This is a genomic window from Ruegeria sp. AD5, from assembly GCF_056542345.1.
In genome coordinates, this window is sequence record NZ_JBQFZR010000003.1 from 211,583 (window position 1) to 226,366 (window position 14,784).

General features: G+C 58.1%; 18 protein-coding genes. 7 read left to right on the forward strand and 11 right to left on the reverse strand.

The window, feature by feature from the left end:
• Window positions 1–57: 57 nt before the first annotated feature.
• On the forward strand, window positions 58–1,770 hold the full coding sequence (locus ACR0JG_RS17420; protein ID WP_170395730.1) for a tetratricopeptide repeat protein: 1,713 nt from the start codon (window positions 58–60) through the stop codon (window positions 1,768–1,770).
• Complete coding sequence (locus ACR0JG_RS17425; protein ID WP_480571464.1) at window positions 1,760–2,578, forward strand: 4-(cytidine 5'-diphospho)-2-C-methyl-D-erythritol kinase; 819 nt, start codon at window positions 1,760–1,762, stop codon at window positions 2,576–2,578. Before ACR0JG_RS17420 ends, ACR0JG_RS17425 begins: the two co-directional genes overlap by 11 nt.
• Here the strand turns inward: ACR0JG_RS17425 and ACR0JG_RS17430 are convergent.
• Window positions 2,571–3,569, reverse strand: coding sequence for a polyprenyl synthetase family protein (locus tag ACR0JG_RS17430; protein ID WP_480571467.1), 999 nt, complete (start codon window positions 3,567–3,569; stop codon window positions 2,571–2,573). The two genes, ACR0JG_RS17425 and ACR0JG_RS17430, sit on opposite strands and share 8 nt — an antisense overlap.
• 56 nt (window positions 3,570–3,625) lie before the next feature.
• On the opposite strand from ACR0JG_RS17430, the gene ACR0JG_RS17435 reads away from it, so the two are divergent.
• The 3 genes from ACR0JG_RS17435 to ACR0JG_RS17445 all read left to right on the forward strand — a co-directional run bounded on the left by ACR0JG_RS17435 (window position 3,626) and on the right by ACR0JG_RS17445 (window position 4,894).
• The gene (locus ACR0JG_RS17435; RefSeq protein ID WP_008755664.1) at window positions 3,626–3,841 is read left to right on the forward strand and encodes a putative signal transducing protein; all 216 of its coding nucleotides are present in this window, start codon (window positions 3,626–3,628) and stop codon (window positions 3,839–3,841) included.
• Window positions 3,838–4,605, forward strand: a complete 768-nt coding sequence (locus ACR0JG_RS17440; protein ID WP_480571470.1) for a tRNA1(Val) (adenine(37)-N6)-methyltransferase — start codon at window positions 3,838–3,840, stop codon at window positions 4,603–4,605. Before ACR0JG_RS17435 ends, ACR0JG_RS17440 begins: the two co-directional genes overlap by 4 nt.
• A 124-nt stretch (window positions 4,606–4,729) precedes the next feature.
• Complete coding sequence (locus ACR0JG_RS17445; RefSeq protein ID WP_170395738.1) at window positions 4,730–4,894, forward strand: YdcH family protein; 165 nt, start codon at window positions 4,730–4,732, stop codon at window positions 4,892–4,894.
• Between the two features lie 4 nt (window positions 4,895–4,898).
• Here the strand turns inward: ACR0JG_RS17445 and yddG are convergent, their stop codons facing one another.
• The 10 genes from yddG to ACR0JG_RS17495 form a co-directional block, all read right to left on the reverse strand.
• Window positions 4,899–5,765, reverse strand: coding sequence for an aromatic amino acid exporter YddG (yddG, locus tag ACR0JG_RS17450; protein ID WP_480571473.1), 867 nt, complete (start codon window positions 5,763–5,765; stop codon window positions 4,899–4,901).
• Window positions 5,762–6,709 carry a transcriptional regulator GcvA gene (locus ACR0JG_RS17455; protein WP_480571476.1) on the reverse strand — a complete coding sequence of 316 codons (948 nt, stop codon included), beginning with the start codon at window positions 6,707–6,709 and terminating at the stop codon, window positions 5,762–5,764. The genes yddG and ACR0JG_RS17455 overlap by 4 nt, the downstream gene beginning before the upstream one ends.
• 303 nt (window positions 6,710–7,012) lie before the next feature.
• Window positions 7,013–7,735 (reverse strand): acetoacetyl-CoA reductase, encoded by a 723-nt coding sequence (gene phbB, locus ACR0JG_RS17460; protein WP_170395744.1) that lies wholly within the window; start codon window positions 7,733–7,735, stop codon window positions 7,013–7,015.
• A gap of 187 nt (window positions 7,736–7,922) precedes the next feature.
• Window positions 7,923–9,098, reverse strand: coding sequence for an acetyl-CoA C-acetyltransferase (locus ACR0JG_RS17465; protein ID WP_170395746.1), 1,176 nt, complete (start codon window positions 9,096–9,098; stop codon window positions 7,923–7,925).
• Between the two features lie 194 nt (window positions 9,099–9,292).
• Entirely contained in the window at window positions 9,293–10,126 is an 834-nt protein-coding gene (locus ACR0JG_RS17470) for an EAL domain-containing protein (protein ID WP_170636703.1), read from the reverse strand.
• Between the two features lie 110 nt (window positions 10,127–10,236).
• Window positions 10,237–10,425 (reverse strand): hypothetical protein, encoded by a 189-nt coding sequence (locus tag ACR0JG_RS17475; protein ID WP_170395750.1) that lies wholly within the window; start codon window positions 10,423–10,425, stop codon window positions 10,237–10,239.
• A 90-nt stretch (window positions 10,426–10,515) separates the two neighbouring features.
• Complete coding sequence (locus tag ACR0JG_RS17480; protein WP_170566270.1) at window positions 10,516–11,487, reverse strand: sterol desaturase family protein; 972 nt, start codon at window positions 11,485–11,487, stop codon at window positions 10,516–10,518.
• Complete coding sequence (locus tag ACR0JG_RS17485) at window positions 11,484–11,870, reverse strand: hypothetical protein (protein ID WP_480571480.1); 387 nt, start codon at window positions 11,868–11,870, stop codon at window positions 11,484–11,486. The genes ACR0JG_RS17480 and ACR0JG_RS17485 overlap by 4 nt, the downstream gene beginning before the upstream one ends.
• A 59-nt stretch (window positions 11,871–11,929) precedes the next feature.
• Window positions 11,930–12,259, reverse strand: a complete 330-nt coding sequence (locus ACR0JG_RS17490; protein ID WP_170395756.1) for a hypothetical protein — start codon at window positions 12,257–12,259, stop codon at window positions 11,930–11,932.
• 93 nt (window positions 12,260–12,352) lie between these two features.
• Window positions 12,353–12,919, reverse strand: a complete 567-nt coding sequence (locus tag ACR0JG_RS17495; protein WP_170395758.1) for a TlpA disulfide reductase family protein — start codon at window positions 12,917–12,919, stop codon at window positions 12,353–12,355.
• Window positions 12,920–12,940: 21 nt separating this feature from the next.
• On the opposite strand from ACR0JG_RS17495, the gene argH reads away from it, so the two are divergent.
• Both argH and ACR0JG_RS17505 read left to right on the forward strand, forming a co-directional pair.
• Window positions 12,941–14,329 carry an argininosuccinate lyase gene (gene argH / locus ACR0JG_RS17500; RefSeq protein ID WP_480571483.1) on the forward strand — a complete coding sequence of 463 codons (1,389 nt, stop codon included), beginning with the start codon at window positions 12,941–12,943 and terminating at the stop codon, window positions 14,327–14,329.
• Window positions 14,329–14,511 carry an argininosuccinate lyase gene (locus ACR0JG_RS17505; protein WP_480571486.1) on the forward strand — a complete coding sequence of 61 codons (183 nt, stop codon included), beginning with the start codon at window positions 14,329–14,331 and terminating at the stop codon, window positions 14,509–14,511. The genes argH and ACR0JG_RS17505 overlap by 1 nt, the downstream gene beginning before the upstream one ends.
• Window positions 14,512–14,784: the final 273 nt, after the last annotated feature.

Below are 14,784 nucleotides of genomic sequence, written 5' to 3' on the forward strand. Positions count from 1 at the left end.
CTCGCCCAGCAAAGCCCTAGCTTGTCGGTCAGTCAACGACAGCAAGGCAGATTATCAGTGGTTTCCCTGGTTCGACGCGCGGCTCTGGCCGTGATCCTCAGTTCTTCAATCGCGTTTCCTGCGGTATCGGATACCGGATCGGGGTCGTATCTGGCCGGGCGTCAGGCGATTTATGAGAGCGACTATCCCGCTGCCGAGCGTTACTATGCGCAGGCGCTTCGCGCTGATCCCCAAAATCCGAAACTGCTGGAAAACGTGGTCGTCGCCCGGCTCGCCTTGGGTGAGATTGAGCGGGCCCTGACCGTCGCCGAAGTTATCGAGGAAAATGAACTGCCCAGCCAGGCCGCTCGGATGGTGATCGCCGCCAATCTGGTGGCAGATGGCAAGCTGGATGAATTTCTGGCTCGCGATCCTGAAACGCAAGGGGTTGGACCGCTGGTTGATGGCCTGATGATTGCTTGGGCTCATATGGGGCAAGGCGCCATGACCAAAGCGATGGAACAATTTGACGTTGTTACCACGCAGGAAGGTCTGAAAGAATTTGCACTTTATCACAAGGCCATGGCGTTGGCGTCAGTCGGAGACTTTGAGGGGGCCGAGGCGATCCTTGCCGCAGATGATGGCCTGGTCGCCCGTTTTTCACGCCGGGCTGCGCTGGCGCGTGCCGAAGTGCTGTCGCAGCTGGATCGCAACGACGATGCGCTGGAATTTCTGGATAACGTCTTTGCCGCCGGCAGTGATCCGACCATCGAAGGTTACGTCACCCGGCTGTCTGATGGCGAAACGCTGCCCTTTACCCATGTCCGTTCTGCACAGGATGGCATGGCCGAGGTTTTCTTCACCGTTGGCGCTGCGCTGAGTGCCGAGGCCGCGCAGGATTATGTTCTGCTATATGCCCGCGTCGCGGCCTTTCTGCGGCCTGACCATATTGATGCGCTTTTGCTAAGCGCTGAGTTGTTGGATGGGCTGGAACAATATGATCTGGCGGTTGATGTCTATCGGCAGGTGCCTCCGGACAGCAGCGATTATCATGCCGCCGAGCTGGGGCGCGCCGAGGTCCTAAGTCGCTCTGACAGAAAAGAAGCTGCCGCCGAGGTCCTGCAAAACCTTGCCGCTCAAAGCCCTGATTTGCCCGGTGTGCATGTAGCTTTGGCCGACCTGCGGCGCCAGCAAGAGGATTACGCGGCAGCGGTCACCTCTTACGACAAGGCGATTGGCCTGACGGAAGAGGGTGCAGGTGGAAACTGGTTCCTGCATTATGCCCGGGGGATATCGCATGAACGTCTGAAGAACTGGGACGAGGCCGAGGCCGATTTCCGCCGCGCGCTTGAGTTGAACCCGGACCAACCACAGGTGCTGAACTATCTCGGGTATTCGCTGGTCGAGCGGCGCGAGAAATTGGACGAAGCGTTGAATATGATCGAACGCGCCGTCGCAGCGCGCCCTGACAGCGGCTATATCGTTGACAGCTTGGGCTGGGTGTTGTTCCGCCTGGGCCGGTACGACGAAGCAGTCGACCACATGGAGCGCGCCGTTGAACTGATGCCGGTCGATCCGGTGGTAAATGATCATCTGGGCGATGTTTACTGGGCCGTAGGTCGCGGGCGTGAAGCCGAGTTCCAGTGGAAACGAGCCCTGTCTTTCATTGATCCTGAAGATACCGACGGCGAAGCCGATCCTGAACGCATTCGCCGCAAGATTGAAGTCGGATTGGATGCGGTTCTGGCCGAGGAAGGCGCCGAACCCCTGAAGGTCGCCAATGAAGGCTGAGGCATTTGCCCCCGCCAAGATCAACCTGACCCTGCATGTGACCGGCCAACGCGCGGATGGCTATCATCTGCTTGATTCGTTGGTTGCCTTTGCCGATGTTGGGGATCAGTTGAGCCTCAGTTCCGGCCCCGAGCTGTCTCTGTCGGTCACGGGTGAGTTTTCGGATGGCGTACCGACCGATGATCGTAATCTGGTCTGGCAGGCCGCCGAGGCCGCAGGCTGGAGCGGTCGCATTCATCTGAACAAACAACTGCCGCACGGTGGCGGTGTCGGGGGCGGCTCCTCGGATGCTGCGGCGGTTTTGCGCACCGTGACGAAGGGGGGAGAGTGGCCCGATAGCGTGTCGCTGTCGCTCGGCGCGGATGTCCCGGTATGCGTACACGCCGCGGCAGCGCGTATGCGCGGGATTGGTGAACAGATTGAGCCGATGGCGTTGCCGCCCCTCCCGGCGCTTTTGGTCAATCCGGGTATTGAAGTTTCCACCGGCCCGGTGTTTTCCGCTTTGCACAGCAGAGACAACGCACCGATGCCTGCTGAGATCCCTGCATTCAAAACACTGGAAGACTGCGCCACGTGGTTGCAGGTTCAGCGGAATGATTTAGAGGCACCTGCAATATCTGTAGCGCCGGGCATTGCGGAGGTCATAGCGGCGTTGGAAGACACCCGAGACGCGTTGATGGTTCGTATGTCGGGTTCAGGCTCAACCTGTTTCGCACTTTATCCAACGCTCAAAGCAGCCCATTTTGCCGCCTATGAGATCGGCGCGGCCAAACCCGGCTGGTGGTGCCGCGCAACGACGCTCAGTTAAGGCGCGATACGACGTAATCGGCCAGATCGCCTAACAGGGTGCGGATTTCGTGATCCGGAAGAGGCGCCAGCGCAGCCTTGGCCTTGGCCGCCCAACCAAACGCATCCGTGCGGGTTGCGTCCAGCGTGCTGTATTTGGCCATCAGTGACAAAGCGTGATCCAGATCGCCCTCTTCCTGCCGCCCGCGACCGATCGTCCGTTCCCAAAACGCGTGTTCCTCGGAAGTTGCCTGAGCCACGGCTTTGATCACTGGCAGGGTCAATTTACGTTCACGGAAGTCGTCGCCAACGTTTTTGCCTGTGGCCGCACTATCGCCCTGATAATCCAAAAGATCATCTGCGATCTGGAACGCGATTCCAAGCGCGTCACCATAGTCATACAGCGCCTTGACCTGAGCCTCAGTCGCGCCTGCGATCACACCACCCACTTCGGTTGCAGCAGAAAACAGTGCCGCTGTCTTGCCGCGCACAACCTGCAGGTAGACACTTTCATCCGTGCCCAGATCGGTGGCCGCTGTCATCTGCAGCACCTCGCCTTCGGCGATTGTGGCCGACGCATTTGCAAGGATATCCAGAACCCGCAACGAACCGGTTTCGACCATCAACTGGAAGCTGCGGGAAAACAGGTAATCGCCAACCAGAACACTGGATTTATTGTCCCATAGCAGGTTTGCCGTGGGTCGCCCGCGCCGCTGCCCGCTTTCATCGACGACATCGTCATGCAGCAGGGTTGCGGTATGAATGAACTCGACCGTTGCAGCCAGCTTGACGTGATGGTCGCCTGAATAGCCGAACAGCTGCGCCGCCGCCAGGGTCAGCATCGGGCGCAGACGCTTGCCGCCCGCCTCGACCAGGTGCGCGGTCACTTCGGGAATGCGCGGGGCATGTTCCGACGCCATACGCGTCCGAATCAGCGTATTTACTGCTGCCATTTCGCCCGCAAGCATCTCTGCCAGACGCTCATGCGGTTTCGAGATCGTGCTGACGTTCATCACTCTCCTGATACAAGGCTCGACATCCCTGTCACCTTGCCCTTACATCCATCCCCATGAAAGAACTATTGCGCAGCACCGATCCGACAATCCTAGCCTTTGCAACGGCTCTCCTTGAGGGCGAGGATATAGACTGCTTTCAGATGGACGTAAATATGAGCATCCTAGAAGGCGGCATCGGAATCTTTCCCCGTCGCCTGATGGTGCGGGCAGATGATCTGACCCGCGCCGAACGGGTCATGCGCGATAACGAGATCCCGCTAGGGCGATGAGCAGCTTTTCCGACAGTGATCTGACCTGCAATGATTTTCTGGGCGGGCGTGTGCGTCTGTGGCAGCCGCGCTCAGGATATCGTGCAGGGGTCGATCCGGTCTTACTGGCGGCATCGGTGCCGGCACAAGCTGGCCAGTCGGTGCTGGAATTGGGCTGCGGGGCAGGGGCTGCTATTCAGTGCCTAATGGCGCGAGTGCCGCACCTGAAGGCAACTGGGGTTGAACTGCAGGCTGGCTATGCAGATCTGGCCCGCCGCAATTCGGAACAAAACGCAGCGATCACCGTGGTTGAGGCGGATTTGAACGCACTACCGAATGATCTGCGACAAGAACAGTTCGATCATGTGATCGCCAATCCGCCCTACTACCGGGCAGGCGCGCACAGCCCTGCCACCGATGCGGGACGGCAGATCGCACTGGGTGAAGACACGCCGCTTGAGGACTGGATCAATGTCGCCGCCCGACGTCTGGCGCCGCGCGGTTATCTTCACATGATCCAGAGGGCAGACCGGCTGCCCGATATGCTTGCGGGGTGCGCGGGCCGCTTGGGCTCGATTCAGGTGCTACCTCTGGCCCCCCGTGCGGATCGCGCGTCCGAGCTGGTGATTTTGCGTGCCAGAAAGGGCGGGCGCGCCGCCTTTCGGCTACACGCACCGCTGATTCTGCACCTCGGTGAACAGCACGTAGAAGACGGTGAAAGCTATACTCCTGTGGTTTCGGCGGTGTTGCGCGATGGGGCGGATTTGACCGGGCACTTTGCCTGATCGGCAATGACCAGCCGAATTTGTCGGATTTATTATAGAATTCGTGCGTCTGCAGCGTGACAGGCTGGAAATGATGTGATCAACTTCTTACGTGACACTTACAAACCAGAGAAGGAGGACCGCCATGAGCGTGAGCGCACATCTGACGGAGTTGAAGAAAAAACACGAAATTCTCGGTCTTGAAGTGGAAGAAGCGCAACGCTCACCTGGTATTGACGATCTCCATATCGCACAGCTGAAGAAGCAAAAGCTGAAGCTAAAAGAAGAGATCGAACGCCTGTCGACCTAAGGTTCTAGGCCTTCAGGCTGGCGCGGGCCGCGATGGCAGCGCCACCGGTGACAAACAAAGCCGCGATCGCCAGACCCCAGGACGGGGCGGCGATCCCGGCCAGAACCAACACAAGCGTCGATAGCAAAGGTGCCGCGTATGAGGCGGTGCCCAGTATTTGAATGTCCCCGCGCTTGACGCCGATATCCCAGACATAGAACGCCAGCCCAACCGGTCCCAGGCCAAGTGCAAAGGTCGAGGCCCAGCTAAATGTGCCTTGCGGCCAGGTCGTTTCTTCCACTGTGAAATGCAAGGCCCATGAGGCGATGGCCGTCAAAATGCAGAACACCGCGACCGAACTTGTCGGCACATCACCCAGCCGTCGCGATAGAACCGAGTAGCTGGACCATGTAAGCGCGCACAGCAAGGCCAGCCCGTAGCCGGGTAGATGCTGGACCTGAAACCCTGCGCTGCCACCACCGGTGATGATGACAGCGGCTCCGGCAAAGCCAAGGCAGGCTCCGATAAGGTGACCAGGTTTCAGATGTTCTCCGGGCAGCAGACCTGACAGAAGAACGATCAGCAAAGGCCAGAGATAAGCGATAAGCCCGGCCTCGGCTGCAGGGGCCATGCGAAGGGCTGAAAAGTACAGCGCGTGGTAGCCAAAAAGGCCAATTGATCCAAGCAGGTATGTCGTCCACGCGACCCGGCGCAGTTGACCCAGCCCGCCGCTGGCGAATGTCCAAATCAGACCCAGCGTACCGCCGATGGTAAAACAGATCGCGTTCAACAACAAAGGCGGCGTCGGGGCCGAACCCACAGTGAACAGCGCCAGCAGAGACCACAGCAAAACGGCGACAAAACCAATCGCGGTCGCGCCCATTCTGCTCATTCACCAGCTACCTTCTCAACAGGGATGATTTCAAACTCATCCGATATATGCGCGGTCTTTTCAATCTCGGAAATGAACCAGTCGCGGAACGCTGCGATCTGCGGTCGCTTCTCTGCCCCTTGCAGGCAGAGGAAACGAAATCGCCCGGCGGTCTCCAGTGCCACTTTGAACGGCGCGACCAGTCGCCCTTCGGTCAGGTCTTTCAGGATCATGGCGCGCCGCCCCAGAACCACGCCCACCCCGGCCACGGCAGCGTCGATGGCGTGATCGGCGTTCGAAAAATGCGCCCCATGGGTCGGAGTGAAATCCAATCCAACCGCACGGAACCACGCGGGCCAGTCGCAACGCGGCTTGAGGAAACTGATCGAATCGTCATGGATCAGGGGGGCGTCGCGCAACGACGCAGGCGTGGGGATTTGTTCGGCCAGCTCCGGGGTCATAACCGGTGTCAGCCACTCCTTGCGGACGGGAACCGAATAGAGCCCCTCATCCGGCCCGTAGCCAAAGCGGATCGCCACGTCCACGTCATCCCGTTCAAGGTCCATGTTGCGCAGAGTGGCCGAGAATTTCAGATCAATGCCGGGGTTTGCCCGGGCAAATTCGTACAGACGCGGAGCTAGCCATTTCGCCGTCAGGGCAGGGCCAGCGGTAACCGTTAGGCTGGTTTCATCCTGCAGCCTCCGCGTCGCTTGCCACGCGGCTTGCAGGGCGGCAAAGCCATCTGCGGTTCCGGGTGCCAATGTGCGCCCGGCTTCGGTCAGTTCGACGGCGCGATTGAGCCGGCGAAACACGGGGTGGCCCAGATGCTCTTCTAACGACTTGATTTGAAAGGACAGGGCAGCCGGGGTCACGTTCAGCTCCTCCGCCGCCTTGGCAAACGACATATGTCGTGCGGCGGCATCGAAGGCGCGCAAAGCAGTCAGCGGAGGCAGGCGGTCGGTCATGACAGTTAAGTTTTTCTGAACTGAAGGATCGAAAACTCTCGTTTGTGCAATTTAAAATCAAAGGCCATGTTGATGGCAAGACAAATCCAACTTGATTGAGAAGGGTTCAGCATGATCGAGATGACAACAAACCCAGCCATTCAGAACGCCATTCACCGCGCGCATGAAGAGCGCGGCAAGGCGGTTGTAGGATTCTGGTCCTGGCTATTCGGTTCCCGCTGATCGCAGCGCGCGTGATCTTACGGGATAAAAGAAGGGCCGGTCCTTGATGGACCGGCCCGTTTTCATTCTCAGGTCGCCGGTTTAGACGAAGAACTGTGCTCCGTTTGCGGAAATGGTCGAGCCGTTGATGAACTGCGAATCGTCCGACGCCAGGAAGGCCACGCAACGCGCGATTTCTTCCGGTTCACCCAGACGACCAGCCGGGATTTGGCCGATGATCGATTCGCGTACTTTTTCCGGCACCGCCATGACCATTTCGGTCGCGATATAACCGGGGCAGATCGCGTTGGCCGTGATACCGGCCCGCGCACCTTCCTGCGCCAGAGACTTCACGATGCCCAGATCGCCCGCTTTGGTTGCGGCATAGTTGACCTGCGCAAACTGGCCTTTCTGACCGTTGATCGAGCTGATCACGATGATACGACCAAATTTACGCTCGCGCATACCCGGCCATACCGGATGCACGGTGTTGAAAACACCAGTCAGATTGGTGTCGATGACCTGATGCCACTGTTCAGGTGTCATCTTGTGGAACGGTGCGTCGCGGGTGATGCCTGCGTTGGCGACCACGATGTCGATCGGGCCGACCTCGGCCTCGACTTTTTCGATACCCGCTTTGGATTCGTCGTAATCCGCAACATTCCATTTATAGGTTTTGATACCGGTTTCGTCGGTGAACTTTGCGGCGGCTTCGTCATTGCCTGCATAAGTGGCGGCAACATTGTATCCTTCGGCCTTCAGCGCCTTGGAAATTGCTGCGCCGATGCCGCGGGAACCGCCGGTTACGAGTGCTGTACGTGCCATTTAGGACTCCTCCAAATTTAGTCGTCTTGGTAATTCTGTTACTCTGAGAGTTAAGGATGCGCAATATCGTTTCGTGATCGATCTTGTCTTTCTGTCCGACGATATTGTCGCATCTAAGGGGTATGATCCGATTGTAACAAAAAAGGGCGCCCAGTAGACGCCCTTTTGTAATTAGTTTTCAGCGCACTTAGTCACGCTCCACACACAGGGCGACACCCATGCCGCCGCCGATGCAGAGGGTCGCAAGGCCCTTCTTGGCATCCCGGCGCTTCATTTCGAACAGCAGGGTGTTCAGAACCCGGCAGCCGGACGCGCCGATTGGGTGTCCGATGGCAATTGCACCACCATTGACGTTTACGATCGACGGATCCCAACCCATGTCTTTGTTTACAGCGCAGGCTTGCGCTGCGAAGGCTTCGTTTGCTTCGACCAGATCCAGATCATCGACCGACCATCCAGCTTTCTCCAGAGCCTTGCGCGAAGCGTAGATCGGGCCAACGCCCATGATCGACGGGTCAAGTCCGGCGGTCGCGTAGGATGCAATTCGGGCCAAGGGCTCAATCCCACGCTTTTCGGCATTCTCAGCCGACATCAGCAGGGTGGCTGCGGCACCGTCATTCAGGCCCGAAGCGTTTGCGGCCGTGACAGAACCGTCCTTGGCGAAGGCGGGGCGCAGTTTGCCCATGGCTTCGATTGTCGCGCCATGGCGGATGTATTCGTCCTTGTCCATCACGATATCGCCCTTGCGGGTCTTGATGGTGAAGGGCACGATTTCATCGGCGAACTTGCCAGCGTTCTGGGCCGCTTCGGCTTTGTTTTGCGAGGCGACAGCGAACTCATCCTGCATATCGCGGCTGATCTGCCATTTCTCGGCGACGTTCTCAGCCGTTTGACCCATGTGATAGCCGTTGAAGGCATCCCACAGACCATCGCGGATCATCGTGTCGATGTATTTCATGTCACCCATCTTATGACCCGCGCGCAGGGCGGCGGCATGGGGCGACAGGGTCATGTTTTCTTGTCCACCAGCGGCAACGATGTCGGCATCGCCCAATTGGATATGCTGTGCACCCAGAGCAACAGCACGCAGACCCGAACCGCAGACCTGGTTGATGCCCCAAGCCGCGCTTTCCTGCGGTAGGCCCGCATTTATATGCGCCTGGCGCGCTGGGTTCTGACCTTGGGCGGCAGTCAGGACCTGGCCCATGATGGTTTCGCTTACTTCGCCCTTGTCGATCCCGGCACGTTCGACAACTGCTTCAAGGACGGCAGCGCCCAAATCATGTGCGGGGGTGTTCGCAAACGAACCGCTAAAGCTACCGACGCCCGTACGTGCGGCGGATGCGATTACTACGTTGGTCATAAAGTCAATCCTTTACCGTCATGGTCCTGTGGGAAATCTGACGGCGCGGTTTGAGGAGAAGTCTTCTCCGGGTGCAAGAGCGCCTCGTGATCCCCCGCTCAAGCATCTTCTGCAATAGCGCAATGCTGCATCTGCAGCAACGGACAGCTTGTCTCAGAGTGAGCCTTGGCGGTGTTCCGCGCGACCAGCTGCTATCAACTGCCCGTTTTTGCAGCTTTTTCCGGGCTCCAGGGCGGAGTGACTGAAGGCGCTCCATATAGAAAGCCCTGCAGACAATCGACACCGTTTGCGATCAGGAAATGAGCATCTTCGCCACTTTCGACCGATTCGGCAGTGACAAGAATTTCGAATTCCCGCGCAACTGCAATCAGTGCGCGCACCAGCGATTGATTGTCGGGATTGCTGCTGATGCCCCTGATAAACTGCCCATCGATCTTGGCGGCATCGAACAGAAAGTCACGAAAGTGGCGAAAGCCAAAGTTACTGGCCCCAAAATCATCCAGCGCAAAGGCGATACCACGGGCTTGTTGGCGATCCATGAAATCTACCACCAGTTCGGGCACCTGCATCGCCGAAGATTCTGAGATTTCCAGAATCAACCTTTCGCCCAAGCTTGCGTCTTTTTTCAGAAACCTATCCAGCACACTCGACCAGTTGGAATAACCGATGGACCGCGCGGACATGTTGATCGACAGGCGGATGCCAGGGTTGCGGATCAGAGTGCGCAGTCCCATTTCAAGCGCGACGCAATCAAGGTCCCGGCCAATTGGCGTGTTCTCAACCTGTGGCATGAACTCGCGCGCGGGGATGACGCGGCCGGTTTCATCCAATACACGGATGAACCCTTCGTAGAACGCGATTCCCTGAGGAGGATGTGCTTGAACGACGGGCTGGAACGCCAGCCTGCATTGTCTATGCTTCACGGCTTCGGTCGCCATCTGTACCACCGATCGATCCCGTGAAGTGACGGCGGCGCTCAAAGGGTCGTCCGATCCCTCGGGCAGGTCTGCGCGTTTCCTGTTTCCCATGACGTACCGTTCCCCTGATCCCGATGATTTTGGCCGGGGCCAGTTTCAGGGAAGACAGGTAAAACCGGGGTTAACGCTCAAAATTTTATCGCAGGTGGTGGGGCGGAAGATCAGTGTGTTGATTGCCATGCATGACGCAGCGAAGCAGCTGCACCGATAAGCGCTCCTAAAAGTCCCAGCGCGGCCATGACAAATCCCAGCCCCAATAGCGCGGGCATTGCTCCGTTGAGTGCGGCTGTCATTGTGATGACGAGGCCCAGCAAACCTGTGATCGTAGAAATTCTCATCAGCTTTGACATGCGGACCTCCGGAAATGCACTCTTAAAACATCTCAGGGGATATGGAGCGCTTGTGCCAAATTTCAAGCAAAGAAAAGGTCTTTTTGAGACCTAGGCCCGCTTGGCTGTGGAAGCAGGTGATTTGGTGCCGAACTGCTCGAATCCCGGTGTGCCATGATCTTGCGGATGGCGGACAAGGTGCTTGGCCTTGATCTGTTGGGAATTGTCGCGGCTTCCATCGTGGCTATAGCCCGGAGGGGCAAAACAATAAGCCAGACGTTGGCGCAAGGACAGGCCCGGTTGGGTGGCGTCCCGCCAGATTCCAACCCATTCATGAAACGCCACGCGCAGCGGATTGAACGTGCCGATATTGTGGACAAGCCCATAGTCGACCTTGTCATCTTCTTGCTCGGGGACAAATGTGCCGAACATCTTGTCCCAGATGATAAAGACACCCGCATAGTTGCAATCAAGATATCGCGCATTTCGCCCATGATGGGCGCGGTGGTGACTGGGCGTATTCATGACGGCTTCGAACCAGCGCGGCATTTTGCCGATCGCTTCGGTATGGATCCAGAATTGGTAGATCAGGTTCAGACCTCCGACGAACAGCACCATCGCCGGGTGAAAGCCCAGCAGGATCAGCGGCGCACGTACCACCATCATGAAGGTGAATGTATAGGTCCAGGTCTGCCGCAGCGCCGTTGTCAGGTTGTAATGCTGTGAGCTGTGGTGGTTCACATGACTGGCCCAGACCCAGCGAATGCGGTGCCCAAAGCGGTGCACCCAGTAATACCGCAGATCGTCCAGTACAAAGCACAAGATGATGACCGGGATCGAGGTCCCTAGGTTGAGCGGTGTTATCTGCCACAGCCACATGAAAAACGCATATGCGATGAAGCCCAGCAAAAAGCCCGAGGCGATATTGCCTGCCCCCATGATCAGCGAGGTCAAGGCATCGCGGGTTTCGTACCTACCGCCCCGGCCTTTGATCGCGATCCAAAGGAATTCGGCCAGAATGGCCGCGATGAAGAAGGGCACGGCCCATTGCACCGCGTCGGGAAAGCTCACGTGATCGGTCATGCGGGATCCATCAGATTTTGCCAGTGCTGGCGTTCGGTCTCATCAAGGTGGACGATGACCCGAGGAGTGCTGAAATCGTGGAACAGGACTTCAAAGCCTTCGGGATGATCCAGCCAATCGAAATCCCGTAAATGGCGGGCCACGGTATCGGCACCAAAGGACCACAGCAGACCGGCTCCGGTTTCGGTTCGGATAAGGGCGGCGTGACCATCATGGGCAACGGTTACGTCAATGATGGAATCATCTGGAAAGTGACGCAGCCACTGTTCGTGCGCTGTCTCGGGCGTCAGCGCTTGCAAGCGTGACTTGCCCGTCAGATGCAGCAGCAATGCGACCCCGGCAATGCCGCCGACGACGAGGATCAATAGTATTTCCAGCGGCATTCCATCCTCCTGCAGATAACCTGCAAGCGGGCGATTTGTCTGTCAAAGGTGGCGTGGCGTCAGCCGCTTTCCAGGCTTTCCAGAATCTCATGCTGGACGATGCGCGCGACAAACGGCATTAACCCGTCAGGGCCAGAGGCCCGATCTTTGAGATGGATGCAGATATCGGGCCTTCGCGCGGCGATGATGCCAACCATTTCTCCGCGTATCTTGTCATCAAGACCCGCGCCCATGATCGCACAGGCGATGCGCGGTTCCGCGTCCAGCTGCCGCCGCACCTCATCCTGATCATGCGCGCCCAGCCACTGAATCGGCAGGTGATCCAGTTGTTGTGCCACGTTGCCGATTACATTCGGCAACCGCCCAATCAACAGAACTACCGGTTTCATCGGAGTCTCCCTATCTTCCGGCCGCAAACGAAAACCGGCCCGTTGGGGCCGGTCTCATTCTAACACAGATTTTCTGCAAGAGCGCGCGGGACCTCAGCTATTGCCTTCGACAAGCGCTGAAATTATCGCCTTGGCACTGTCCGAGTTCCATTCTGCATCACCGATCAGGCGTGCGATCTCATTGCCATCGGGGTCGATGATCACAGTGATCGGCAGGCCAATCACTCCCATTTCGCGTGCAACCGCCTGTTTCGGATCCTGATGACGCGGCAAGTTGTCGATGCCGTTTTCGTCAAAGAACTTCTTGATCCCGGCAGGTGTGTTGCGACCGGTCGCCAGGGTCAGAACCTCGAATTTGTCACCGCCAAACTCCTGTTGCAGTTCAGCGATCTGAGGCATTTCTTTGCGGCACGGCGCACACCATGTGGCCCAGAAGTTCAGTAGCACATACTTGCCTTTGTAGTCGGCCAGCGATCCGGTGCCGCCATCATCTTCTAGTTCAAAATCGACCACTTTGACCGGCTTGGGCTCACTATGCAGGATCAGCCGCTTCAGGCTGCCCTCACGCAATGGGCCAAGCGTTGCCGCATCTGTTGCCAAAGCGGCGTTTGCACCCAGCGCTAGGGCCATATAAAGGGGGATCAGACGTAACAGGCGCATATCAACTCCGGGTTTTCTTTCATGACCGATCAATCTTCGAACCAGATGTGGGGCGGCCGCTTTGCCGCTGGTCCAGACGCGATCATGGAGGCGATAAATGCCTCGATCGGGTTCGATCAGCGGATGGCAGCCCAGGACATCGCAGGCTCGCGCGCCCATGCCGCCATGCTGGCTGCCACAGGCGTTATTACTGATAGTGATGCGCACGCCATTCGGGAAGGCCTGCTCACCGTTTTGTCAGAAATTCAGAACGGAGAATTTCAGTTCTCGACTGCGCTGGAAGACATTCACATGAATGTCGAGGCGCGACTGAAAGAGGTGATCGGAGAACCCGCAGGCCGTCTGCACACGGGCCGGTCGCGAAACGACCAGGTGGCGACCGATTTCAAACTCTGGGTTCGCGACCAGCTAGATGCCGCAGAATCCGGTCTTCTGGCCCTGATCCGCGCGCTTTTGGCGCAGGCCGAGGCCGGGGCAGACTGGGTCATGCCCGGTTTCACCCACCTGCAAACCGCGCAGCCGGTAACCTGGGGTCACCACATGATGGCCTATGTCGAGATGTTTGGCCGCGATCTGTCCCGCGTGCGCGACGCCCGTGCCCGGATGAACGAATCCCCCTTGGGCGCAGCCGCGTTGGCGGGGACCTCTTTCCCAATCGACCGCCAGATGACAGCTGAGGCGCTGGGCTTCGACCGCCCCGCAGCCAATTCACTGGACGCTGTCAGCGACCGCGACTTCGCATTGGAGTTCCTGTCGACCGCCTCGATTTGCGCCATGCACTTGTCGCGCTTTGCCGAGGAACTGGTAATCTGGTCCTCGGCCCAATTCCGGTTTGTATCACTGTCTGATCGCTTCTCGACTGGTTCATCAATCATGCCGCAAAAGAAGAACCCCGATGCAGCTGAGCTCATCCGTGCCAAGGTTGGCCGCATATTTGGTGCGAATACTGGCCTGATGATGGTGATGAAGGGGCTGCCGCTGACCTATTCCAAGGACATGCAGGAAGACAAAGAACAGGTATTTGATGCGGCAGATAACTGGATGCTGGCACTTGCCGCGATGGAAGGCATGGTCAAGGACATGACCGCCAATCGCGAAAGCCTGGCTGCCGCTGCCGGGTCTGGCTTTTCAACTGCGACCGACCTGGCCGACTGGTTGGTCCGCGTGCTGGGACTGCCCTTCCGCGACGCGCACCATGTCACTGGATCGCTGGTGGCCATGGCTGAAAGCAAGGGCTGCGACCTGCCGGATCTGACGCTGGAGGAAATGCAATCGGTCCACGCGGACATCACCGATGACGTCTATTCTGTTCTTACCGTCGAAAATTCGGTAAACTCTCGCCAATCCTATGGCGGCACCGCACCGGATCAGGTGCGGACCCAGATCAAGCGATGGAAGGCGCTGGTGTAATGCATATACGACGGGTGGTGCTATTGATTGCGGTCGCAGCGGCCTTGGCCGGGTGTGGTGCCGATGGCGAACCCATACAGCCCACCATGAGCGCAAGCGTCGGCGTAGGCAGCAGCGGCACCTATGGCGGTGTTGGCGTTGGTCTCAGACGCGGTGGGCTGGGCGTTTATCTGGGGCTCTGAACTCCAAAATTGCAATTTACTGATCGCACACCCATCTGCATCTGACACGTCCTGAATGACAAAGAGAAAATGCATGAGACCTGTCGGCCTGATCCTCTGCCTCGCCGTACTTGCAGCTTGCGACCCGACAGGCGCACCCCGAACGGAACCAACGGCCGCACCCAGCGGGTCCGGGGTCTCGGTTTCAGGATATGCGAGGGTTGGCGCGTCAAAGACGTTCTGAACCGCGACGGTGACCACAACCCTACCGGAATCATTTGATCCACATACCTC

Excerpts from the sequence above, each read along its gene's own strand:
- ACR0JG_RS17425 (WP_480571464.1), top strand. The coding sequence starts at position 1,760 with ATGAAGGCTGAGGCATTTGCCCCCGCCAAGATCAACCTGACCCTGCAT.
- ACR0JG_RS17430 (WP_480571467.1), bottom strand. The coding sequence starts at position 3,569 with ATGAACGTCAGCACGATCTCGAAACCGCATGAGCGTCTGGCAGAGATG.
- ACR0JG_RS17435 (WP_008755664.1), top strand. The coding sequence starts at position 3,626 with ATGAAAGAACTATTGCGCAGCACCGATCCGACAATCCTAGCCTTTGCA.
- ACR0JG_RS17440 (WP_480571470.1), top strand. The coding sequence starts at position 3,838 with ATGAGCAGCTTTTCCGACAGTGATCTGACCTGCAATGATTTTCTGGGC.
- ACR0JG_RS17445 (WP_170395738.1), top strand. The coding sequence starts at position 4,730 with ATGAGCGTGAGCGCACATCTGACGGAGTTGAAGAAAAAACACGAAATT.
- yddG (WP_480571473.1), bottom strand. The coding sequence starts at position 5,765 with ATGAGCAGAATGGGCGCGACCGCGATTGGTTTTGTCGCCGTTTTGCTG.
- ACR0JG_RS17455 (WP_480571476.1), bottom strand. The coding sequence starts at position 6,709 with ATGACCGACCGCCTGCCTCCGCTGACTGCTTTGCGCGCCTTCGATGCC.
- phbB (WP_170395744.1), bottom strand. The coding sequence starts at position 7,735 with ATGGCACGTACAGCACTCGTAACCGGCGGTTCCCGCGGCATCGGCGCA.
- ACR0JG_RS17465 (WP_170395746.1), bottom strand. The coding sequence starts at position 9,098 with ATGACCAACGTAGTAATCGCATCCGCCGCACGTACGGGCGTCGGTAGC.
- ACR0JG_RS17470 (WP_170636703.1), bottom strand. The coding sequence starts at position 10,126 with ATGGGAAACAGGAAACGCGCAGACCTGCCCGAGGGATCGGACGACCCT.
- ACR0JG_RS17475 (WP_170395750.1), bottom strand. The coding sequence starts at position 10,425 with ATGTCAAAGCTGATGAGAATTTCTACGATCACAGGTTTGCTGGGCCTC.
- ACR0JG_RS17480 (WP_170566270.1), bottom strand. The coding sequence starts at position 11,487 with ATGACCGATCACGTGAGCTTTCCCGACGCGGTGCAATGGGCCGTGCCC.
- ACR0JG_RS17485 (WP_480571480.1), bottom strand. The coding sequence starts at position 11,870 with ATGCCGCTGGAAATACTATTGATCCTCGTCGTCGGCGGCATTGCCGGG.
- ACR0JG_RS17490 (WP_170395756.1), bottom strand. The coding sequence starts at position 12,259 with ATGAAACCGGTAGTTCTGTTGATTGGGCGGTTGCCGAATGTAATCGGC.
- ACR0JG_RS17495 (WP_170395758.1), bottom strand. The coding sequence starts at position 12,919 with ATGCGCCTGTTACGTCTGATCCCCCTTTATATGGCCCTAGCGCTGGGT.
- argH (WP_480571483.1), top strand. The coding sequence starts at position 12,941 with ATGACCGATCAATCTTCGAACCAGATGTGGGGCGGCCGCTTTGCCGCT.
- ACR0JG_RS17505 (WP_480571486.1), top strand. The coding sequence starts at position 14,329 with ATGCATATACGACGGGTGGTGCTATTGATTGCGGTCGCAGCGGCCTTG.